This window comes from Bradyrhizobium sp. (genome assembly GCF_035652035.1).
In the GTDB taxonomy this organism is placed as follows: domain Bacteria; phylum Pseudomonadota; class Alphaproteobacteria; order Rhizobiales; family Xanthobacteraceae; genus Bradyrhizobium.
The window spans coordinates 1-21,891 of record NZ_DASREO010000067.1 but is presented as its reverse complement, the minus strand read 5'-3'; the positions used below and the strand labels follow the sequence as shown (position 1 = coordinate 21,891).

Annotated in this window: 23 protein-coding genes; 13 read left to right on the top strand and 10 right to left on the bottom strand. The window is 61.6% G+C overall.

The features are described 5' to 3' along the window. Window positions 1-6 precede the first annotated feature (6 nt). Window positions 7-408: a VOC family protein gene (locus VFB05_RS17345; protein WP_325014186.1), complete on the top strand. Its 402-nt coding sequence runs from the start codon at window positions 7-9 to the stop codon at window positions 406-408. A 252-nt stretch (window positions 409-660) separates the two neighbouring features. Here VFB05_RS17345 and VFB05_RS17340 read toward each other — a convergent pair whose 3' ends face one another. After that, window positions 661-1,407, bottom strand: coding sequence for a Spy/CpxP family protein refolding chaperone (locus VFB05_RS17340; RefSeq protein WP_325014184.1), 747 nt, complete (start codon window positions 1,405-1,407; stop codon window positions 661-663). Window positions 1,408-1,793: 386 nt separating this feature from the next. Between VFB05_RS17340 and VFB05_RS17335 the strand changes: the two genes are divergently transcribed. The 6 genes from VFB05_RS17335 to VFB05_RS17310 all read left to right on the top strand — a co-directional run bounded on the left by VFB05_RS17335 (window position 1,794) and on the right by VFB05_RS17310 (window position 7,792). After that, window positions 1,794-3,134: an ABC transporter substrate-binding protein gene (locus tag VFB05_RS17335; protein WP_325014182.1), complete on the top strand. Its 1,341-nt coding sequence runs from the start codon at window positions 1,794-1,796 to the stop codon at window positions 3,132-3,134. Between the two features lie 127 nt (window positions 3,135-3,261). After that, the gene (locus VFB05_RS17330; protein WP_325014180.1) at window positions 3,262-4,200 is read left to right on the top strand and encodes a sugar ABC transporter permease; all 939 of its coding nucleotides are present in this window, start codon (window positions 3,262-3,264) and stop codon (window positions 4,198-4,200) included. Then, window positions 4,200-5,111, top strand: coding sequence for a carbohydrate ABC transporter permease (locus VFB05_RS17325; protein ID WP_325014178.1), 912 nt, complete (start codon window positions 4,200-4,202; stop codon window positions 5,109-5,111). Before VFB05_RS17330 ends, VFB05_RS17325 begins: the two co-directional genes overlap by 1 nt. Before the next feature lie 5 nt (window positions 5,112-5,116). Further along, entirely contained in the window at window positions 5,117-6,217 is a 1,101-nt protein-coding gene (locus tag VFB05_RS17320) for a sn-glycerol-3-phosphate ABC transporter ATP-binding protein UgpC (protein ID WP_325014176.1), read from the top strand. Between the two features lie 42 nt (window positions 6,218-6,259). Further along, window positions 6,260-7,249 (top strand): hydroxyacid dehydrogenase, encoded by a 990-nt coding sequence (locus VFB05_RS17315; protein ID WP_325014174.1) that lies wholly within the window; start codon window positions 6,260-6,262, stop codon window positions 7,247-7,249. A 126-nt stretch (window positions 7,250-7,375) separates the two neighbouring features. Then, the gene (locus tag VFB05_RS17310) at window positions 7,376-7,792 is read left to right on the top strand and encodes a hypothetical protein (RefSeq protein ID WP_325014172.1); all 417 of its coding nucleotides are present in this window, start codon (window positions 7,376-7,378) and stop codon (window positions 7,790-7,792) included. Between the two features lie 14 nt (window positions 7,793-7,806). Here the strand turns inward: VFB05_RS17310 and VFB05_RS17305 are convergent, their stop codons facing one another. Both VFB05_RS17305 and VFB05_RS17300 read right to left on the bottom strand, forming a co-directional pair. Then, window positions 7,807-8,214, bottom strand: coding sequence for a (R)-mandelonitrile lyase (locus VFB05_RS17305; RefSeq protein WP_325014169.1), 408 nt, complete (start codon window positions 8,212-8,214; stop codon window positions 7,807-7,809). A 30-nt stretch (window positions 8,215-8,244) separates the two neighbouring features. Continuing rightward, window positions 8,245-8,943: a ribonuclease activity regulator RraA gene (locus VFB05_RS17300; protein WP_325014167.1), complete on the bottom strand. Its 699-nt coding sequence runs from the start codon at window positions 8,941-8,943 to the stop codon at window positions 8,245-8,247. A 241-nt stretch (window positions 8,944-9,184) separates the two neighbouring features. Between VFB05_RS17300 and pxpB the strand changes: the two genes are divergently transcribed. Genes pxpB through VFB05_RS17285 form a run of 3 tightly spaced genes read left to right on the top strand, consistent with a single transcriptional unit; the run spans window position 9,185 to window position 11,761 of the window. Next, entirely contained in the window at window positions 9,185-9,916 is a 732-nt protein-coding gene (gene pxpB, locus VFB05_RS17295) for a 5-oxoprolinase subunit PxpB (protein ID WP_325014164.1), read from the top strand. Beyond that, a complete protein-coding gene (locus VFB05_RS17290; RefSeq protein WP_325014162.1) occupies window positions 9,913-10,959 on the top strand; it encodes a biotin-dependent carboxyltransferase family protein in 1,047 nt (348 codons plus the stop codon). Before pxpB ends, VFB05_RS17290 begins: the two co-directional genes overlap by 4 nt. A 34-nt stretch (window positions 10,960-10,993) precedes the next feature. Beyond that, window positions 10,994-11,761: a 5-oxoprolinase subunit PxpA gene (locus VFB05_RS17285; RefSeq protein ID WP_325014160.1), complete on the top strand. Its 768-nt coding sequence runs from the start codon at window positions 10,994-10,996 to the stop codon at window positions 11,759-11,761. Between the two features lie 20 nt (window positions 11,762-11,781). On the opposite strand, the gene VFB05_RS17280 is transcribed toward VFB05_RS17285, so the two are convergent. The 6 genes from VFB05_RS17280 to VFB05_RS17255 form a co-directional block, all read right to left on the bottom strand. Then, window positions 11,782-11,934: a hypothetical protein gene (locus VFB05_RS17280; protein ID WP_325014158.1), complete on the bottom strand. Its 153-nt coding sequence runs from the start codon at window positions 11,932-11,934 to the stop codon at window positions 11,782-11,784. 275 nt (window positions 11,935-12,209) lie between these two features. Continuing rightward, complete coding sequence (locus VFB05_RS17275; RefSeq protein WP_325014155.1) at window positions 12,210-13,820, bottom strand: sulfite reductase subunit alpha; 1,611 nt, start codon at window positions 13,818-13,820, stop codon at window positions 12,210-12,212. Beyond that, window positions 13,817-15,607, bottom strand: a complete 1,791-nt coding sequence (locus tag VFB05_RS17270) for a NirA family protein (RefSeq protein ID WP_325014153.1) — start codon at window positions 15,605-15,607, stop codon at window positions 13,817-13,819. The genes VFB05_RS17275 and VFB05_RS17270 overlap by 4 nt, the downstream gene beginning before the upstream one ends. Before the next feature lie 15 nt (window positions 15,608-15,622). Continuing rightward, the gene (locus VFB05_RS17265; protein WP_325014150.1) at window positions 15,623-16,453 is read right to left on the bottom strand and encodes a formate/nitrite transporter family protein; all 831 of its coding nucleotides are present in this window, start codon (window positions 16,451-16,453) and stop codon (window positions 15,623-15,625) included. 355 nt (window positions 16,454-16,808) lie between these two features. Continuing rightward, window positions 16,809-17,975 carry a CmpA/NrtA family ABC transporter substrate-binding protein gene (locus VFB05_RS17260; RefSeq protein ID WP_325014148.1) on the bottom strand — a complete coding sequence of 389 codons (1,167 nt, stop codon included), beginning with the start codon at window positions 17,973-17,975 and terminating at the stop codon, window positions 16,809-16,811. Further along, entirely contained in the window at window positions 17,972-18,562 is a 591-nt protein-coding gene (locus VFB05_RS17255) for an ANTAR domain-containing response regulator (protein ID WP_325014145.1), read from the bottom strand. The genes VFB05_RS17260 and VFB05_RS17255 overlap by 4 nt, the downstream gene beginning before the upstream one ends. Before the next feature lie 117 nt (window positions 18,563-18,679). Between VFB05_RS17255 and rimO the strand changes: the two genes are divergently transcribed. The 3 genes from rimO (at window position 18,680) to VFB05_RS17240 (ending at window position 21,681) form a co-directional block, all read left to right on the top strand. Then, window positions 18,680-20,005: a 30S ribosomal protein S12 methylthiotransferase RimO gene (gene rimO, locus VFB05_RS17250; protein ID WP_325014143.1), complete on the top strand. Its 1,326-nt coding sequence runs from the start codon at window positions 18,680-18,682 to the stop codon at window positions 20,003-20,005. Window positions 20,006-20,029: 24 nt separating this feature from the next. Next, entirely contained in the window at window positions 20,030-20,257 is a 228-nt protein-coding gene (locus tag VFB05_RS17245; protein WP_325014141.1) for a hypothetical protein, read from the top strand. A gap of 227 nt (window positions 20,258-20,484) precedes the next feature. Beyond that, window positions 20,485-21,681 carry an acetylornithine transaminase gene (locus tag VFB05_RS17240; protein WP_325014139.1) on the top strand — a complete coding sequence of 399 codons (1,197 nt, stop codon included), beginning with the start codon at window positions 20,485-20,487 and terminating at the stop codon, window positions 21,679-21,681. A 4-nt stretch (window positions 21,682-21,685) separates the two neighbouring features. On the opposite strand, the gene VFB05_RS17235 is transcribed toward VFB05_RS17240, so the two are convergent. Continuing rightward, window positions 21,686-21,891: zinc-binding dehydrogenase (locus VFB05_RS17235; RefSeq protein ID WP_325014137.1), on the bottom strand; the 206-nt coding region annotated here is incomplete at its 5' end.

Sequence of the window (21,891 nt, the reverse complement as noted above, 5' to 3'; positions counted from 1 at the left end):
ACAACCATGCCACTCGGCGGACTACAGCACTACACGATCGAACCTGCGGATCTCGAACGCACCAAGGATTTTTACTGTGATGTGCTGGGACTCGAGAATGGCGATCGCCCGCCGCTCGATTTCCCCGGCTACTGGCTCTATTCCGGCGGCGTCGCCACCGTGCATCTGATGGGCACGCGCAGGCCGCGCGAGGGCATTGTCGTCCGCGGCACCGAGAAGAAATTCGAGGACACCGGGCGTCTCGACCACATCGCCTTTGCCGCGACCGACGTGGACGCCATGCGCAAGCGGCTTCAGTCCAAAAGCGTGAAGTTCCGCGAAAGCATTGTACCGCGCACAGGCGACACTCAGTTCTTCCTATACGATCCGGACGGCGTCGGCGTGGAACTGAATTTCCCGAAGACCTGACAACGGATTCACACGCCGACAATCTTACGCCTCGCCAATCCAGACAAGGTCATATGGCGGCCATATCTCGGGCGCGAAGCGGTCAGCTTTTCCTCAATTTTGCATGACGATTTGAGCTTCGCCGCCGCTGCGGCAGGATAGCCGGGTGCCTTGCCTTCCACCTACCCCAGGGCCTGCGTACCCGGCTATTCGCAGCCGGTTGCCAACGCCGGATTCGCCGATGCGTCGGCGGGATTGAGCCTCATTGTCGTCTCAATCCAGCCCACGTTCGTGGCTGAGGCGCACCATTTCCCCGATAAAGACCGACTTCTGCTTGTCGTCGAGGCTGGTGAACAACGGCTCGGCAGCATCCGCCACTGCGCGCTGGTCCGCGGCGCGATCGACGAGGAACTGCGCCTCGTTACGCATCTGCTCGACGATATCGTCGGGCGGGTCGCGCTTGGCGCGGGCGATCCGCAAGTTGAGACGTTCGGCGCCATTGTGACCGAGATAGTGCATTGCGCTGTTGAAGGCGGACCAATTCTTTTCTTGCTCGGGCGTCAGGTTCAATTCGCCTTTGATCCGGTCGATATAGGCATCGCTGTTCGCCACAATCTGTTCGGCCGTCAGCACCGGCTCGCCCGGCTGGGTGAGAACCTCGATCGGCTTCACCGAGGACGTGGTGGGCGGTGACGATGCTCGTGCCGTTTTGGTCGCCTTCGCGGCTTTGGCCGGCGTCGTTGCGCCTTGCTTGGCGGCAGTCGCGGCGGGCTGCTGCTCCTGCCCCTTTTCGCCGGCGACCCCCAGGGCGCCGTTGAAGACGCCAACCACGCCGCCGATCGCGCCGCCCAGCACACCGCCGACCGGACCGGCGGCCCTGTTGCCGGCCTGGGCGCCGTCTTGCATGCCCTTGACCAGTCCCTGGGCCTGGGTTGCCTGAGGCGCACCCAGGAGCAGAGCAAGGACAACCCCAATATAAAATCCCGGATGCAGGCGCGCGGCCGGAGTTGGGCGGATCATTGCGGGCTCCATCTGACTTTGTCGGCTATGACGGGCGTTTGAATCATCCGTCGCAGGCAACATTATCGTTACCGCACCGGATGAGTCCACGGCTGCGACGGCCTGCGAAAACTGAAGGTGCGTTCGGCGAGCCGTTCACCGAAAGATCGGCATGACGCAGTTTCCGTTTGCGGCGCAATAGAGATGAACAACGCCCGCCTTTCGCGGGGTGCGACGAAACGCAACGATAGTTCTAGAACGCTTCGAAGTCTGATTTCTCGACACCGGCAGCCAATTCTGGTCTGATCCATTCTCAAGTCTTCGCACCGACTTACGGACGCGGCGCGCGCCCCTCGGTAAGACGAAGCAAAAAATAAAAAGCAAAAGCAACAAATGGAGGGAATGCGATGTCCAGGAGAAGGCTTTCTCGGCGGCAATTCGTAACCGCCACCGCGTTGTCGTCGGCGGCGCTGATCTCGGCACCCTATCTCAGAACCGCGCGAGCGGCCGGCAAGGTCTCGATCGGCTTCTGGGACCACTGGGTTCCCGGTGCAAACAAGGCATCAACCGATCTCGTCAATGAGTGGGCGGCGAAAGAGAAAGTCGAAGTTTCGATCGACTACATCACCAGCAACAACAAGAAGATCGAGTTGACCGCGGCGGCCGAAGCCCAGGCGAAGTCCGGTCATGACATCCTTCAGATGCCGTCCTGGTGGCCGCAGGCTTACGCCGAAGAGCTCGAACCGCTCAACGATGTCATGGAACCGCTGATCAAGCAGAATGGCGCCGTCAACGGCACCACCTCATATCTCGGCCAATCCGGCGGCAAGTGGCTCGCCGTACCGGCGACGCCTGGCAGCCAGATCAAGGGTCCCTGCTCGCGCATCGATTTGATGAAGAAACTGGCCAACATCGACGTGCAGGAAATGTATCCGGCGGGCGCGCCTCCGAAAGACGACAACTGGACCCTGGATACGTTTTTGAAAGCGGCGGAAGCCTGCCAGAAGGGTGGGTTCCCCTTCGGTATAGGCCTCGGCGAGACTACCGACAGCGTTGATACGGCCGGCGCCATCTTCCAGTCGTTCGGCGCCGAACTCGTCAACGCCAAGGGCGATTTGACCGTAAAGACCGACAATGTTCGGCAGGCGCTGGAATACTACAAGCAGCTGATTGCCTTCCTGCCGCCCGACGCACCGTCCTGGGACGACTCCTCCAACAACAAAATTCTGATCTCCGGGAAGAGCGCGCTCATCATGAATCCGCCGAGCGCCTGGGCGGTGGCCAAGCGGGATGCGCCACAGGTTGCCGAGCAGTGCTGGACGCACGGCTGTCCGGCCGGTCCCAAAGGACGTTTCGCACCCTTCCTGCCCTATTTCTGGGGCCTGTGGAGCTTCAGCAAGAACAAGGAAGCGGCCAAGAGCCTGCTCACACACCTGTCGCAGCCGTCTTCCATCGAAAAATTTGTTCAGGTGAGTGGCGGCTACGACCTTCCGGCCTATGCGAACATGACCAAGTTCAAGACCTGGGCCGAGGAAGGCCCCCCGAAGGGGACGCTCTACCACTACCCGGACCCGTACAATCGCCAGAAGCTGTCGATCGCTGCGTCACCGGCTCCGCCCAAGATCGCACAGCAGATCTATTTCCAGGCCACGCTGACCAAGATGGCCCTGCGCTATGCACGGGGCGAGAAAATGGAAGCCACCCTCGCCTGGGCCGAGAGTGAGTGCGAAGGCTTCATGCGGAGCTAAGCCGGATATGCCCGGAACGGATCAGGCCTTGCGCGTGAACCGTTCCGGCACTCCAACGTTTGCTGTGCATGATCGAAGGAAGCCGGCAAGCGCCGCAGGCTTCGCCACTCTGCAGGGAAGTTAACTCATGGCCGACGTCGTTGTTGAGCAAGGTCGCGTCGCTGCTACCCCCACCAGACGCAAGCGGGCCAGCCTGCACAACGCGCTGAAGCGAAAGTCGACGGTGGCGTTCTTTCTGACGCTACCTTTGATCGTCCTGATCGCGCTCCTCGTCCTCTATCCGGCGCTCTATTCCGTTCACCTGGCGACGCTCAACAAATCGATGCAGAGGTTCGTCGGGTTCGGCAATTTCACCTTCCTGTTCAAGCGCGAAACGTTTTGGATGGTGGTGCAGCAGTCCTGCATCTTCGCCATCACAGCCGTGATCTTCAAAGCGTTGATCGGCTTTATCGTTGCGCACCTCGTGCACAACACGCCTGCAAAGGGCCAGCGGAAATGGCGCGGCATGCTGCTGGTCCCCTGGGTGATACCGCCGGCCATGAGCACGCTCGCGTGGCTGTGGCTGTTCGATCCGTCCTACAGCGCCTTCAATTATACGCTTTCATTCTTTGGCATCGGCCCCATTCCATGGCTTGGCGAAACCGGTTGGGCGCGCTTCTCGGTGATCCTGGTCAATGTCTGGTATGGCGCGCCGTTCTTCATGATCATGTACCTGGCTTCGCTGAAATCGGTGCCCGACCAGCTCTATGAAGCCGCCGCGATCGATGGCGCCAACTGGTGGCAGCGCATCTGGTACGTCACCTTGCCGATGATGCGCAACATCATCGCGATCACGACGTTGTTCTCGCTGATCGTGACGTTTGCGAATTTCGACATCGTGCGCATCCTCACCTCAGGCGGCCCGCTGGATACCACACATCTGTTCGCCACATGGGCCTTCCAGGTCGGCATTCAGAGCAGTGACATTCCGCTCGGCGCAAGCGTCTCGCTGTTCATGGTCCCGATCCTCGCCGTCGCTGCGATATTCATCCTGCGCGATGTCTCAAAACGCGGGAATGAAGCCTGATGAGCACGCTCGCAATCGACAAGGCCGGTCCGACGCGCAAGGTCAAATACGGCAGCATGAGCCGCGACCGCGCCTGGGCGTTGCGCTGGTCGTACTTCTTTCTGATCCTGTTTGCGGCCTTCTCGCTGATCCCGCCGCTCTACATGCTGATTACCTCGCTCAAGAGCAGCGCGGAAATCGGGGCCGCAACCAATCCATGGTGGGTCTTCCATCCGACGCTGTCGAACTATGTCGAGCTTCTGACCTCCGATCAGTTTTTGCGCTTCTTCTGGAATTCCACCGTCGTTTCCATCGTGGTCGTGATCGTTACCATGCTGATCAGCGTGCCGGCGGCATTCGCTCTCGCCCGCATGAAGTTCTGGGGGTCGGCGACGCTCGCCACCGGCGTGTTCCTCACGTATCTTATCCCTGACAGCCTGCTGTTTATTCCCTTGTTCAAGATGCTGGCGGTGTTCCAGGATCTGACGGGTATTACGCTGCTCAACAGATGGTATGTTCTGATTTTTATCTATCCGACACTGACGGTGCCATTCTGCACCTGGATCATGATCGGCTATTTCGCTTCGATCCCGAAGGAGCTTGACGAAGCCGCGATCATTGATGGCGCGTCCTGGCTGCAGACGCTGACCAGAATCTTTATTCCCGTTGCCCTCCCCGGGCTGATCGCAGCGACGATCTTCGCTTTCACGGTTTCCTGGGCGCAATTCCTCTATCCGCTGGTGCTCACGACGTCGGTGGACCAACTGGTGCTTCCGGTGGGTATCACGACGACGCTGATCAAGGGCGACGTCTTCAATTGGGGTCAGATCATGACGGGTGCGCTGCTCGGCGCCGCGCCGCCACTCATCATCTATGCCTTCCTGATGGACTACTACATTGCCGGCCTCACCGCTGGCGCCACGAAGGGTTGACGTGCATGGCCGAAGTAAACTTGCGTAAGGTCGTCAAGCGCTATGACGATGTCGAAGCCGTACGTGGCATTGACCTCGACATTGCCGACCACGAATTCGTCGTGCTCGTGGGGCCTTCAGGCTGCGGCAAGTCGACCACGCTGCGAATGATCGCCGGGCTGGAGGATATCTCCGACGGAGACATCATGATCGGCGGCGACGTCGTCAACGATGTGCCGCCAAAGGATCGCGACATCGCGATGGTGTTCCAGAATTACGCGCTCTACCCGCACATGACGGTCGCGGAGAACATGTCGTTCGGGTTGCGCCTGAAGCGCTATCCGAAGGCCGAGATCAAGGCGCGGATCGACGAGGCGGCACGCATGCTGGATATCGAGGAGCTGATCGACCGAAAGCCGAAGCAGCTATCGGGCGGCCAGCGTCAGCGCGTGGCGATGGGGCGTGCGATCGTCCGTAACCCGAAAGTCTTCCTGTTTGACGAACCGCTTTCCAATCTCGACGCCAAGCTGCGGGTGCAGATGCGGATCGAGATCAAGAAGGTTCATCAGAAGGTGCGAACGACCACCGTCTATGTCACCCACGACCAGGTCGAAGCGATGACGCTGGCCGACCGCGTCGTCGTCATGAACAAGGGCCGCATCGAACAGATCGGAACGCCAAACGAGCTCTACCACAAACCGGCGACACGCTTTGTCGCGGCCTTTATCGGCTCGCCCGCGATGAACTTCCTGCCCTGCCAGCTCGAAGAGACGGCCGGAAGGCTGCATGTCCGGCTGACGGAGCAGATCGCCTTTCCGTTGCCGCCTGCCCGGGCAGCGCGTTATCAAAACGCCAAGTCGGATCAAAAACTGCTGCTGGGGCTGCGACCCGAGCACATCACGGAAGCAAGGGCCCACGCCGAGCCCGGGGTTGAGGCGTTCGATGCGATGCTCGACGTCACCGAACCAATGGGGATGGAGACGCTGATTTACTTTACGCTGGCTGGCAAGCAGGTCTGCGGCAGGGTCAATCCGAACGCCGGCGCCCACGACGGCGAAGCGCTCCGCCTGGCGGTGGACCTCAATAATATGCATCTGCTAAACGAGGCCACCGGCGCCGTTATTTGAAGGTTGAAACCGCCGGCAGACAAGGCTCGCGGAAAAGCCAAAATGACGACCAACAAGAAGAAACTCCTTATCACCCAGACCTTGGCGGCGTGCGGTCGCGCCCTTCTTCAGGAGCGCGACGACATCGAACTCGTCGAATTTCCAAATCTGATCTCGGCTGCCGATTTTCAGGCGTTGTTGACGGCGCATGCGCCGGTGCATGGGGTTGCGCTCGGCGCTACTCGCTTCGGCGAAGCAGAACTCGAAGCCGCAAAGGACATGAAAGTCGTGACCCGGATCGGCGTCGGCTTTGATGCTGTCGACGTCCCCGCGCTGAGCCGCCGCAAGGTGCCGCTGATGGTGGTGGGGATTGCCAATTCGCCTTCGGTGGCCGAACAGGCCATGTTCATGATGCTGATGCTGGCCAAGCGCGCCAACGAGCTGCATTCGCTTGTCAGGGATGGCCAATGGAGCACGCGTCTCGGCAAGCTGCCCTACGATCTCTTCGGCAAGACGGTGTTGATCATAGGCTTTGGCCGGATCGGCACGCGCACCGCCAGGCGATGTCAGGCGATGGAAATGAACGTGCTGGTCTATGATCCCTACGTGTCCGCCGACGAGATCAGGAAGGCCGGCTTTGAGGCCGTCGCCGACCTCGACGCGGCGCTGCCGCGCGCCGATTTTGTCAGCATCCATTGCCCGAAGACGCCGGAGACGATCGCGATGTTCAATGCCGCCAGATTGCGGCGTATGAAGCCCTCCGCCTATCTCGTCAACACCGCGCGCGGCGGGATCATCGACGAGGCCGCGCTCTATGATGCGCTGACATCAGGGAAACTCGCCGGCGCGGGGCTTGATGTGTTCGCGCAGGAGCCGCCGCCGGTTCCAAATCCGCTGTTCGACTTGCCCAACGTGATCATCGCCCCGCACGTCGCCGGCGTGACATGGGAGGCAGTGGACCGGATGAGCGAACAGACCGCACGCAATATCCTGAGTGTGCTGGATGGTGCGCCGATCCGGCAGAACGTGATTAACCAGGACGTGCTGGGTTAGCATCATCGCGGAACAAAATACCTTTCGTCCGCCTCGCGACAAAACTCAGCCTTATTCCGACGAAATGGTGCTCGGCAAATTCGCAGGCACATTGGCCGCGCTGGACTGAATTTTGGAGCTGAACGATTGACCCAAGGCGATCCGACCGACGACGCGCTCGCGACCATTGCGAGCATTCTTGATCAGCCGGCATTCCTGCCGGGGGCAGGAAAGGCTGCTTCGAGGGAGCCACCGCCGCTCCCCCCGGAGTACCGTGAGGCTGCGCGGGAGGATGCTGACGGTTATTCAAAGGCCGGTCCGGGGCCGATGGAGGCGATCCGTTTCAAATGGACCGTTCGCCGCGAGGCGGGCGGGAAATATTTCGTCGATGAGACCATCGGCGAGAATTCCCGCTCCATCACCAGTGGTCCGATGTCAGCGGATGCGGCGGTTCGCTTCGTCGACGATCAGGCGAGCGAAGCGCGACAGCGATTTGAAGCGCTGCGCAACGAAATGGCCGGACGCGCCGCCGCTGCCGAGATCCTCCGCAAGGGCGGCGCCTAGCCAGGATAGAGCGGCTATCCGCCAACCTTCGCCTGATATTCCTCGTCGGTGACCGGCTCCATCCAGGTCACATGAGTGCCGTCGAGCGCTTCCTGCATGGCGATATGGGTCATGCCATTGCCGGGCGATCCGCCGTGCCAGTGCTTTTCGCCCGGCGGAATCCAGACTACGTCGCCTGGTCGAAGTTCGCGTACCGGACCACCCTTGGTCTGGAAGCGGCCGACGCCCGAGATGACATAGAGCGTTTGGCCAAGCGGGTGCGTGTGCCAATTGGTTCGCGCCCCCGGCTCGAACGAGACGCGCCCGGCCCGAATCCGTGCCGGCGCCGGCGCTTCGACAATCGGGTCCTGCCAGACCGTGCCGGTAAAACTCTCTTTCGGCGCGCGGCGGGTCGGCCGCGAGCCGGCCTGATGGAAATCCATGGCGATCCTCCCTTTGTGTTTTTTGGCGCGTTATTTCTTCGAAGCCGCGTAGCGCGCCTTGGTCTCGGCGTTCATCGGATAAAGGCCCGGCAGCACCGCGCCGTTATTGACCTCGTTGACGATCCAGGCCTCCATTCGCTCCTGCTCGACGCCTTCAGTCAGAACATGTTCGAGGAACGCCTGGGGGATCACGACCGCGCCGTCCTGATCGGCGACGATCACGTCATCCGGGAAAATGGCGACGCCGCCGCAGCCGATCGGTTCGCCCCAGCCGACGAATGTCAGACCCGCGACCGACGGCGGTGCGGCATAGCCATCGCACCATACCGGCAAGCCCGTGCCGAGCACGCCTTCAACGTCACGCACCACACCATCGGTAATCAGCGCCGAAACTCCGCGCTTGACCATGCGCGCACAGAGGATGTCGCCGAAAATGCCGGCGTCGGTGACGCCCATGGCATCGACCACGGCGATGCAGCCCTCCGGCATCGCCTCGATGGCGCCTCTGGTCGAGATCGGCTTTGACCAGGACTCGGGTGTGGCAAGATCTTCGCGCGCCGGCACGAAGCGGAGCGTGAATGCGGGACCGACCAACCGCTTCTGCCCCGGCCGCAACGGCTTCGTTCCCCGCAGCCAGACGTTCCGCAACCCTTTCTTGAGCAGGACGGTGGTGATGGTGGCAGTCGTGATGTGCGACAGGGTTTTGACGGCTTCAGGCGACAGGGACATCGAAAGATATACTCCGGTGGGATTGATTGGCGCGCATCTTGCGAGGCGGGGGCATCGCGTCAAGGGCTCTCGGGCATTGCTGCCGCCCGCGAAGTGCGATGCGGGCTGATGATCATCACATCTTATCGGAGCTTGTCGTATTAGTTTATTGAAGTAACAGGCTTTTTTCTGCTTTGACGAGTCGCGCTGGCGTTTCGCCAATGATAGGCTGAACAGAGATTTCAGACCGGACCGTCGAGCTATGGCTGCGCCGCTTTCTCCTCCCCGCCTGCTTCCCAGCGGCGACAGTGCCATCACCGTAGAATTCAGCCGCAAAATCGATGATGAAGCGAACCGGCGCGTGCTGGCGCTCGATCGCTCGCTGATGAGCGAGCCCATTGCCGGCGTCACGGAAACTGTGCCGACCTATCGGTCCCTTCTGGTCCATTACGATCCGGCGTTGATCGACTTTGCGACGCTCAGCCAAAAGCTGGTTGAACTTGCACGGCGGCCGGTGTCTGCCTCGGACAAGACCCGGCGCTGGCGCGTCCCCGTCGCCTATGGCGGCGAATACGGTATCGACCTGGAGGATGTCGCGAAGACGCTTCGTACCACGCCCGATGACGTCGTGGCCCGACACATTGCCGGCGACTATCGCGTCGCCATGCTCGGGTTCACGCCGGGCTGGTCCTATCTCAGCGGATTGCAGGAATCCTTGCACATGCCGCGGCGACAAAATCCGCGGCTGCTGACGCCTGCCGGGACGATTTCGGTGGGCGGCGTGCAGGCGGGCATTCAGTGCCTGGCCGGTCCGAGCGGGTGGCACCTGTTGGGTTGTACGCCGGTGCGAACTTATCTGCTTCACCGCGAGCCCACCTTCCTGCTCGAACCCGGCGATCGCGTCACGTTTTACCAGATCGACGCCAAAACCTATGTCGAACTGGAGCGCGCCGCCGAGCATGGCGAGATCATCGCCGAGTTGATTGCGGCATGACCAAACTCGTGATCCCATCGATTGGCCCGGCAAGTTCGGTGCAGGATGGCGGCCGTTTCGGCGCACAGCGCTATGGCCTGACGCCGAGCGGCGCCATGGATCGGCTGGGATTAGCCGCCGCCAATTCTCTTGCCGGAAACGCGCTGCTGGCGCCGGGCGTCGAGATCGGGCCCTACGGTGCGGCTTTTACCGCGCGTGATGGCGCCGTTCGCGTCGGGCTGTCGGGCGCGCCGCGCGGGGCCGAGGTCGCCGGCCGTGTGGTCGCCTGGGACACTTCTGTGACGATTGCCGAAGGTGAAACGCTCAAGCTCGGCATGGCGCGGGGCGGGTCGTTCAGCTATCTCGCGATCGAAGGCGCCATCCAGGGCGAGCTGACGTTCGGAAGTCTCGCCGTCAACGCGCGGGCTGGCCTCGGCAGCCCATACCCGCGCCCTCTGCAGTCCGGCGACGAACTGAGCGTGTCGGCTGCAAGCGTGAAGGTCGAGTGCCGGATCGATTTGCCGGCTGCGGAAACTGGTCCGATCCGCGTTGTGCTGGGGCCGCAGAACGACGAGTTCGGTGACGAGGCGATCAGCCTGTTTCTCGACAGCGACTGGAAGATATCGGCAACCAGCGACCGCATGGGGTATCGCCTCGAAGGTCCCGTCATCAAGCACCTGCATGGCCACAATATCGTCTCCGACGGCACGGTGAACGGCAGCATCCAGGTGCCCGGCAACGGCCAGCCGATCGTTCTGATGTCCGACCGCGGGACCAGCGGCGGCTATCCGAAGATCGCGACGGTGATCACGGCCGATTTCGGCCGGTTCGCGCAAATTCCGGCCGGAACGGCTTTCCGGTTCAAGGCCGTCAGCATGGAAGAGGCGCAAGCCGAAGCGCGCAAATTTGCGGGACTGCTGCGCAGCCTGCCCGACCGGCTCGGATCGATCGAGAGTTTTGATCTCAACGTCGAGGCGCTGCAGGATGCCAATGTCGCCGGCGCTGCCGTCAATGCGATGGATGTCCAGACCTGGCACGTTGCCGATCTGATGACGCCGGACTAATTTTCGAAAGACCAACCAGAAAACGGACAACAACATGAAGACGGTCGACCTGAACAGCGATCTCGGCGAGTCCTTCGGCGCCTGGCAGATGGGCAATGATGCCGCGATGATCGATGTGGCGAGCTCGGTGAATGTCGCTTGTGGCTTTCATGGCGGCGACTACGACACCATGCGCAAGACGGTGGAGCTCGCAAAGGCGCGCGGTGTCAGCGTCGGCGCGCATCCCGGTTATCGCGATATTCACGGCTTTGGCCGCCGCCCGTTCTACGGCATGAGCGCGCGCGAAATCGAAAACCTCGTCGCCTATCAGATCGGCGCACTACAGGGCGTCGCATCGTTGGTTGGCTACAACGTTACGCACGTCAAGGCGCATGGCGCGTTGTCGAACGTCGCCTGCGAGGACGACACCACGGCGCGTGCGATTGCAGCGGGGATCAAGGCGGTCGATCCGAATCTCGTTTTCGTTGTGCTTGCGAATTCGAAGCTGGTATCGGCGGGTGAAGCGGCGAACCTGCCGATGGCCCACGAAGTCTTCGCCGACCGTGCCTATGAGGACGACGGCAATCTGATGTCCCGCAAGAAGCCTGGATCGGTGTTGCACGATCCGAAGCAGATCGCCGAACGGGTGGTGCGGATGGTGCAGGACGGCGCGGTGATATCGGCCACCGGCAAGGTCATGAAGATGCGCACCGACACGGTTTGCATACACGGCGACACGCCCGGCGCAGTCGACATCGCGCGCGGCGTTCGCAAGGCATTGAAGGACGCCGGCATCGAGGTCGCGCGGTTCAAGCGCGGCTAGCTGTCAAGCCGTTCGAGCTGTTAAAAAGGGTGTACGGAAAGCGTTCCGAACAAGACGCCCGCGATCAATGCGAAGGCGCCATACAGCGCCGCTGCATGGAAACCCGTTCCGGTTTTGCGGGACAGGGAGCGCGCATACAGATGCAACCGAGCTTCTGCCGACAGTTCGCGCATGGCCAATCTCCAACCCGTTGGCCCCTGACCCTTCATTCGCTCCCCGTTTCAGCATGAACCTTCGCGCGAATGTCAGGATCTGAAGACCATTAGCATGCGCGATAAGAGAGTATCGTTCGGCCGTCGAGACAAGACGGAACCCGAAAAAGCAATATCACACCTCCGGGAGACTCGAACGCGAGGGGAAAATTCCTTGCGATCCGGACAACCAGGAATTTTATTCGTTCGAATTTTCGCGTTCTGGAACCCGCCCCGCTGGAATGCCAGATACATTCCTAATAGACATCTTGCTGGTAGCGGCCCTTCTTCTTGAGTTCGCCGACAAAGCTGATGGCCTCATCTGTCGAGCGCGCGCCATGCTGGGCGACGATATCGACCAACGCGCGTTCGACGTCTTTCGCCATTCGTTTGGCGTCGCCGCAGACATAGACATGCGCACCTTCGGCAAGCCATGACCACAACTCGCGGCCGACCTCGCGCATGCGATCCTGCACATAGAATTTCTTGTCGCCGTCGCGCGACCACGCCAGCGACAATCGCGTCAGAAGGCCCGCTGTCTTCATCGCGTTGAGTTCGTCGGAATAGAAGAAATCGCAGCTCGAGCGTTGGTGGCCGAAGAACAGCCAGTTGCGCCCGGTTGAGCCCACGGCTCTGCGGTCGAGCAGGAAGGCGCGGAACGGCGCAATGCCGGTGCCGGGCCCGATCATGATGATCGGCACCTTCGGGTCCTGCGGAAGGCCGAAGCCGTGGGCCTTCTGCACATAGACCTTCACTTCGTCGCCGGGCTGGACACGCTCCGCCAGGAAGGTGGAGGCAAGGCCAAGCCGCTTGCGTTTGCCGATCACGTAGCGGACGCAGTCGACCGTCAGCGACAACTTGCCGGGAGTCGCGTTATGCGACGATGAAATCGAATAGAGCCGCGGCTGCAACGGTTCGAGCGCCTCGACAAAGGCTTCCGGGTGCGGCCGCACGCCGGAGAATTTTTGCAACGCCGCCATGACGTCAAGCGTCGCGGCATCGCCATCCGGGTCGTCGCCCGATGCGAGCGCCCGCGCCTTCTCGCGCTGGGCGCCGCCGGTAATGAAGGAGATCAGTTCGAACAGGGAATCCGGCGCAGGCGCGAGCGAGACTTCATCGGTCAGGACTTCGCGCAGCGTTCGCCCGCGCACTTCGGTCGTGTGAGAGGCGCCGAGTAGCGCGATGATCTGATCGACATGGCCGAGCTCGTTCTTGGCGAAAATGCCGAAGGAGTCGCCGACGACGTAATCGAGACCGCTCCCGGCCAGATCGAAGTCGATGTGCCAGGTTTCCTTTTCCGAGCCGGTCTTGTTGAGCAGGCGCCGGGACAGAAATTTCGCGGGCGTCGGGGCGTCGCGGGAACGGCCGAGTTCGACGATGGGTGCTGCTAGGGCTGGGGTTGCCGGTGCAGTTGCGGCCGGAGCCGCTGCTGTGACTGGAGCCTTGTCGATCTCCTCATAGAGCGCCTTCAGCATCCGGGCGGTTTCCTTGCCGCCGGGCACGCAAAGGTTCAGCCGGCCTTCCGCCTTGCTCGCAATCGCTTCGGAATAATCGTGGCAATTATAGCCGCACTGGCCGCAATCCTGCTGGGCCATGGCCGCCATCATGCGCCGTCGCAGGGGGCGGCCCTCCGCAAGCTTCATGCGATCGGCAATCGGCATCGTCTGATCGTGCCAGGGAGCCGAACCGTCGTCGCCATCGCCCGTGGCGCCCTTCATGACGGCCGCGCCCTGCTCGGCCGACAGCGGCGTAACTTGTTCGGTCAAAAGCCCTGCGAAAAAGCCGTTGAGCCAGGAACGCTGCGCTTCCGAGAACGGCGCGCTGGACGGGATGATCTCAATTTTGGGCGGCGGCGTGATCTGGTTCATGAAGCGGTCTCCGCCTCCGCGAGCTTGCGGAGCGTCTCGCCGTCGTGGCGGCGTGCGAATGTCAGGAAGGTTTCGGACGGGCCGGCGCGGTGCGCGAGATAAGCCTTGAGCAGCTTCTCGACCGTTTGCGGCGCGTCCTCGGCCTTGAGGTCGTGATAGACCTCTTGCCCGAGGTCGGCATCGGGGCCGAAGCCGCCGCCTGCGAACAGGTGATAGCCCTCGACCGTGTCGTCGGCGTCGCCGACCGGCACCTTGGCGGCGATCAGGCCGATATCGCTGATGTAGTGCTGCGCGCAGGAGTGATGACAGCCGGTCAGATGGATGTTGAGCGGCGTGTCGACTTCGACGCGGCCGTCGCACCAGTCGCCGATCGCTGCCGCATGCGCCTTGGTGTTGGAGGCCGCGAACTTGCAGCCGGCATTGCCGGTGCAGGCGATGAGGCCGGCACGAACGTTCGAAGCCTTCGTTGACAGCCCGATCATCTCGATCGCCTTGGCGGCAAGCTCAACGTTGGCGTCGGCCACGCCCGAGATGAGAAGGTTCTGCCACACCGTCAGCCGGATTTCGCCGTCGCCGAGATCCGCTGCGATCTTGGCCAGCCCGCGCATCTGCTCGGCTGTCATCTTGCCGACCGGCAGCACAACGCCGATCCAATTCAGGCCGTCCTGCTTTTGCTTGTGGACACCGATATGCGCCATCCGGTCGAATGCCGGCCGTGGCGCGAGCGCCTCCGGCGGGACGCGGGTCAAGGCATGGCCAAGTTTTTGCTCGACGAGACCGAGGAACTTCTCCATCCCGATCTTGTCGATGACATACTTCAGACGCGCCTTGAGTCGGTTGGTGCGATCGCCGCTGTCGATGAAGGCGCGCACGATCGCGTCGGCCACTTTCGTTGCGTCCGCGGGTTTGACGATGATGCCGGTTTCCTTGGCAAAGTCCCTGTGTCCGGTGATGCCGCCAATGCCGAGACGAAACCACACGCCTCCTTCGACGCCGAAGCCATCCTTCACCTCGACGGCGGCGAAGGCGATATCGTTGGTGTCTTCCAACACCGCGATCTTGCCCGCGCCGTCGAACGCGACGTTGAATTTGCGCGGCAGGCCGTAGAGCGAGCGATCATTGAGAATGTGAAAATGCCATTCGCGGGCATAGTCACGGGTGTCGATCAGTTCCTGCGGATCGATGCCAGCCGTCGGCGTACCCGTGACGTTGCGGATATTGTCGGCGCCCGAACCGCGCGAGCACAGGCCGAGATCCTGAATACCTTCGATCAACGCGACTGCGTGCTTGGGCGGAATCTCGCGCAGCTGAAGATTGGCGCGGGTCGTGACATGACAATACGGACCGCTCAGGCGCTCGGCGAGATCGGCAAGCCCTGAAAACTGCCAGTGCTTGAGAATGCCGTTGGGAATTCTCAGGCGGGCCATATACGAGTCCTGAGCCGGAGCGACGTAGAAAAGGCCGTAATAACGCCAGCGGAAATTATCCGCCGGGCTCGGTGGCGCGTTGGTCAGCGCCTGTTGTTTCAACCGTTCGTAGGCGTCGAAGGGATGTTCTTCGCGCTTGAACTTCTCCTGGTCGACCAGCTTTTTGCCGGACGCCAGAGTCTGGTCCTGCGCCTTGATATGCGCCGCGTCGGGCCCAGTTGGCTCGGCATCGGCCTTGGCCTCTGCCGGACCACCGGGAAGACCGCGGCCATTTCTGAATATCTGCACCCCGGCGGCAAAGCCTTCGAGATAGCGCTTTTGCTCGTCGGTGAAGTCGATGGCGATCGTTTCAAGCTTCATTGGGATTGCGCACCGCTATTCCGCCGCCTGGGCAACGGGTTGGGCCGTCGGGACCAGTTGGTCGCGTGGCTTGTAGGTCGAATAGAGCGCAAAACCGGTGCAGACGAATCCGCCGACGAGGTTGCCCAGCGTGACTGGAATCTGATTCCACACCCACCAATCGTAAAAGCCGACCTTGGCGCCGAGCAGCATGCCGGTCGGAATCAAGAACATGTTGACGACGGCGTGCTCGTAACCGAGCGCGAAGAACAGGAAGATGGCGATCCAGGTCGCCGTGACTTTTCCGATCGTCGAGTTGGACGTCATGGAGAGGATGACGCCGAGGCTCACCAGCCAGTTGCAGAGAATGCCCTTCACGAACAGGCTCAGCATTCCGGCAGCGCCGATGGCTTCATTGGCGATGGTCTTGGATTCCGCGGCAGCCACAAGGCGCGCGGCGACGCCGGCGACCTCGGCCTTGCCCATGTTGGTGAGCGACCCTGCGATCAGCGCGCCAACGGCGAGACTGCCGATCAGATTGGCGAGATAAACCCAGGACCAGTTGGCAAGGACGGCACCCCAGGTCGCTTTGCCTTCAAGGCGCGCGATCGGCACAATCGCAAAGCTGCCGGTGACGAGTTCAAGGTTGAGCAGGACGATGATGGCGAGTGCGACCGGGAAGATCAGCGCACCCACGATCGGCTGCCCGGTTGTCACGGCACCCGTGAAGGCGAGCGTGGTCGCAGCGCCGAGCAGCGCTCCGGCCAGGATCCCGCGGATCATGAGATCGCGCGGCGGCAGTGCCAGCTTCCTCTGGCTGGCGTCAATCATCGAAACAACAACGTCGGCAGGCTTTACGTAGTCCATATGAAGCTCCAGCTGCCACGCGTCTCGCGTGGGTTCACGACGGGCAAAAATGAGTGATCGCTAGGAAGCTCGACGCAGGCCACGCCTTGTCGAACTTCAATCTCGCGATCCGGTCAGCGTCGTTGCTGCGGAAATCCATCTCGGACGTCGGCCAAGCGCCTTCGGCGGCGTCGGCTGCACTGCAACAATACAAGTTGCGTGCCACAACGATTCGTCGAAGGAAATGTTGTTATTTCAATTAGTTATGAAAAGGAATGAAGTTCCGTTCGCCGGGCCGCGCTCATGAAATTTGAGCAAAGAGCCTAAAATATAGCCGTTTTCTAAATTTGCCTATTTTTTAATCTGACGTGCTGCTTCAGCCTCTTCCGCCACCGGCCGGCAAGCCAGCGAAGTAGCCTTCGATGTTTTGGGGGTCGAAGATGGGCCCGGCGAATGAGCCGATGGCTTTGGCAGGCGCCCGCGGCTCGCCAATACGCCCAAACGCAGCGTCATAGAGCTCCGGCCGGAATACATCCTGCGCCGCTTTCATCGCCTCCAGGCTTAATGTCGTCTGCCTCCAGCGCACCATTTGGGCGTAGAGCCAGGCCGCCTGGACTGGGTCCGGCGCAGAAGCATCGTCACGCGCCAGCATCATGTAGCGGCCATCCTCACGGATCGTGCCGTCGGCTGCGATTTTGAGCCGGCCTTCCAGGGTCCGCAGGATCACGCTGGCATCGACGCCGATATAGTCTGCCCGCGCCAGGATGCGCGCCACCTCATTCCGATTGTCCGGTACCTCAGTGAATTCGGCCGCGCGGAAGGCGGCGCGAACCAGCGACGCCAGCGTTTGCGAATTTTTCTCTGCCCATTGCTGGCGGACCGCGAGCACCTTCTCGGCGGCACGTTGCATGATGTCGGAGCTGAAATGCAGGATTCGCCCGATACCTCGGTCGACCGCGATGGAATTCCAGGGCGCGCCGACGCAGAACCCGTCGACCTGGCCGCTGGCAAGGCTGTCGACCATGAATGGCGGCGGCAGCACGACCATGCGGACGTCCTCGTCGGGATCGACGAGGCCGGCCGCCATCCACAAGCGCAACAGGTAGTTATGGGTCGAGAACGGAAATGTCATGCCGAACGTCAGCGGCTCGCCGCCATTTTTCCGTCGCGCTGCGACCACGCGTGACAGCGCCCGCGCGGTCGCCATCGGATCGAGCGGATCGCCGTCGATTTCATGCATCATCGCCGCATGCAGCGCCGGCGATACCGTGATGGCGTTGCCGTTGAGGTTCAGCGTGAGCGGCACGACGATCGGCACTTTGATGTGCCCAAGGCCAAGACTCGAAGCGATCGGAACCGGAGCCAGGATATGCGCGGCGTCGAACAGGCCGATATTGAGCTTGTCGCGAACATTCGACCACGACACTTCCCGAACGAGCTGCACGTCGAGCCCTTCGGCCCGCATAAAGCCCTTCTCGACCGCAACGATTAGGGCGGCGGCATCGATCAAGGGAATGAAGCCGATCTGGAGCTGCGCCGTCATTTCAATAGCTCCGACGCCGTCAGGATCGACTGGGCGATCTCTCCGATCTTTTTCTTCTCGCGCATGGCGGTTGATCGCAGCAGCACATAGGCCTCGTCCTCGGTCAGGCCTTTCAGTTTCATCAGGATGCCCTTGGCTCGCTCGATCACCTTGCGGTCTTCGAGCGCCGACTTGGCGCGATCGAGTTCGTCCTGGAGTTTCGAGAAGGCATTGAAACGGGAAATGCAGAGATCGAGGATCGGTTTGAGGCGCTCTTTCTTCAGGCCGTCGACGATATAGGCGGAAACCCCGGCGTCGACGGAAGCCTGGATCGAGGCGGCATCGCTCTGATCGACGAACATCGCAATCGGCCGTCGTACCGCGCGGCTGACCTGGAACATTTGTTCCAGAATGTCACGGCTGGGATTTTCCAGGTCGATCAGGATGACGTCGGGATCGAGCGCATAGATGCGGCTCAGCAGACTCTGCATCTCGTCGATGCGCACAACGTCAGTATATCCCGCCTCCCGCAATCCCTCTTCGAGAATAGCGGCCCGGATCGGGCTTTCGTCGACAATCGCGATTTTTGGAGAGGACTCGGCGCCCATCGTCTACCCATTCCGGCGATCCATTGATAGCACGTCGAGACGGCCGGGCTCAAAGCCTTGTATTTGGGCACAATTGGGATTAGCTCCTGCCTTGTTATTTACCCGGACAGTTCAAAGATGTCGCAAGGCCCCGCGCCTAAAGTGAGCTTTGTTTCGCTTGGATGCCCCAAGGCGTTGGTGGATTCCGAGCGCATCATCACGCGGCTGCGCGCCGAAGGCTATGAGCTGGCGCGCAAGCACGACGGCGCCGATCTCGTCATCGTTAACACTTGCGGCTTTCTCGACAGCGCCAAACAGGAATCGCTTTCGGCGATCGGCGACGCCATGGCCGAAAACGGCAAGGTCATCGTCACCGGCTGCATGGGCGCCGAACCTGAGCAGATTGAGAAGACCTATCCCGGTGTGCTCTCGATCACAGGTCCCCAGCAATACGAAAGCGTGCTCGAGGCCGTCCACCGCGCGCTGCCACCGGCGCACAACCCGCATATTGATCTCGTGCCACCGCAAGGCATCAAGCTGACGCCGCGGCATTACGCTTACCTGAAGATTTCAGAAGGCTGCAACAACCGCTGCTCGTTCTGCATCATCCCGAAACTGCGCGGCGATCTGGTCTCACGGCCGGCCAACGATGTGCTGCGCGAGGCTGAGCGGCTGGTCAACGCCGGCGTGAAGGAGCTGCTGGTCATTTCGCAGGATACGTCGGCGTACGGCGTCGACATCAAATATGCGGCCAGCCCCTGGAAGGACCGTGAGGTCCGCGCGAAGTTCTTCGATCTGGCGCAGGCGCTCGGCGAGTTCGGCGTCTGGGTCCGGCTGCAATATGTCTACCCCTACCCGCATGTCGACGAAGTCGTCGGCCTCATGAACGAGGGCAAGGTGCTGCCCTATCTCGATATCCCGTTTCAGCACGCCAGTCCCGAAGTGCTGAAGGCGATGAAGCGTCCAGCCGCGCAGGAGAAGACGCTGGCGCGGATCAAGAGCTGGCGCGCGGCATGTCCGGAGCTCGCACTGCGCTCGACCTTCATCGTCGGCTTCCCGGGGGAGACCGATTCCGATTTTGCGGAATTGCTCGACTGGCTCGAGGAAGCCGAGATCGACCGCCTCGGCTGTTTCAAATACGAGCCGGTCGCAGGCGCGCCGGCGAACGCGCTTGGTCAGGCTGTGCCCGACGAGGTCAAGCAGGAGCGCTGGAACGCGTTGATGGCGCGGCAGCAGAAGATTTCGGCGCGCCGCCTCAAGCGCAAAGTCGGCACCCGCCAGCAGGTGATCATCGACGAAGTCGGGCCAACCGTCGTCAAGGGTCGTTCAAAGGCCGATGCGCCGGAGATCGACGGTTCGGTCTACGTCACGAGCCGCAGGCCGCTCAAAGTGGGCGAGATCGTCACCGCCAAGATCGAGCGATCCGACGAATACGACCTGCACGGCAGCGTTGCGGGTTTCTGATCGGACAAAGAGGAGCGTGGGAAGATGCGGCAGCCTCTGAAGGTCAAGATTTTCATGGACGTCAGCGCGAGCGTGGTCGAAGAGCAGGTCAACGCCTGGCTTGCCAAGCTCGAGGCCGGAACCATCCTCAAGACGGATACCGTGGTGACAACGGTCGCCAAAGGCGACGGCGCCTCGCCGTTCATCGTCGTGACCATTTGGTACGAGCTGCCCGCGTCGGATCAGGACCGGCCCGGCTTCCGAGCGACTTGACAGCGCTGCCTATTCGGCTGTATCAGCGCGCCCCATGATTTCGAACCGGACCATCGCCCGCGCCGCCTGCCGCCGTCACCGCCGTGACGACGAGAGGGTGCGCCATGTCCGACGACGACGCTGATCAGATAAATCAGCAGGGTTTTCGAGAAGGCCGCACCCGCAAGGTGCGGCCTTCTTGCTTTTCGGCCCGCCGCTTCCCTCTAAAACTGCAAGGAGAGTTCGACATGACTGACGCCACGCTTGCCTTCGACGCGCTGATGGAGATCACCGCCCGGCCACCGATCGCCTTCGTGCGCGGCGAAGGTTCATATCTCTGGGACAACACGGGAAAGCGTTATCTCGATTTCGTCCAGGGCTGGGCGGTGAACTGCCTCGGCCACGCGCCGCCTGAGCTGGCAGAGGTGATTTCGGCGCAGGCGAAGCGCCTGATCACGCCAAGTCCGGCCTATTACAACGACGCCAGCTTGAAGCTGGCGAAAGCTCTTACCGACTTGAGTTGCTTCGACCGGGTGTTCTTCGCCAACTCTGGCGCGGAAGCCAATGAAGGCGCGATCAAGCTCGCGCGGAAATACGGCGCTGTGCGCAAAGGTGGCGCGTTCGAGATCATCACCTTCGAAGGCGCATTTCACGGCCGGACGCTGGCGACCATGTCGGCCTCCGGCAAGAAAGCCTTCGAGCCCTTGTTCGAGCCCAAGGTTTCGGGATTTCGAAAAGCGAAATGGAACGATCTTGGCTCGGTCGAAGAACTGATCACAGACAACACCGTCGCTGTCATGCTGGAGCCGATCCAGGGCGAAGCCGGCGTCTGGCCGGCGAGCGACAAATTCCTGCGTGAACTGCGTGCGCTGACCTCGGCGCATGGCCTGCTGCTGATCTTTGATGAGATCCAGACCGGCATGGGCCGTACCGGCAAGCTGTTCCATTATGAGCATACCGGCGTCACGCCTGATATCATGACGCTCGGCAAGGGGATTGGCGGCGGCGTGCCGCTCGCCGCGCTGCTCGCAACCGAGGCCGCGTCCTGTTTTGAGCATGGCGACCAGGGCGGAACGTTCAACGGCAACGCGCTGATGTGCGCAGCGGGTCTTGCAGTGCTCGAGCAGGTTGCCGCGCCCGCATTCCTGAAGTCGGTGGCGGAGAACGGGCTTTATCTCGAAAGCGAACTGCAGCGGCTCTCGGCACGCCATGGTATCGGCGAGGTACGAGGCCGGGGCTTGCTGCTGGCGCTCGATCTGCGGGTGCCGATCGCGCCGTTGATCGTGGCTGCAGCCCTGGACGACGGCGTGCTCCTGAACGCTCCGCGCCCCGACACGCTGCGATTCATGCCGGCTCTCAACGTCTCGCGTCAGGAAATCGATCTGATGATCCAGTGCCTCGACGCCCTGCTGAATACGGCAGGCGTCGCGCGCCGGGTCGCCTAAAGGCTTACGGCTTGAGGATGGAGGCGCCTGTGGTGGCCCGGCTCTCGAGGTCGGTATGCGCCTTGGCGGCGTCCTTCAAGGCGTAAGCGTGATTGATCGGCACGTGCAGTTTGCCGTTGATGACGGCGGCAAACAGCGTGTCGGCGCCTTCGAGCAATTCGGAGCGCTTGCCGATATAGTCGTTGAGCTTGGGGCGGGTTGCAAACAGCG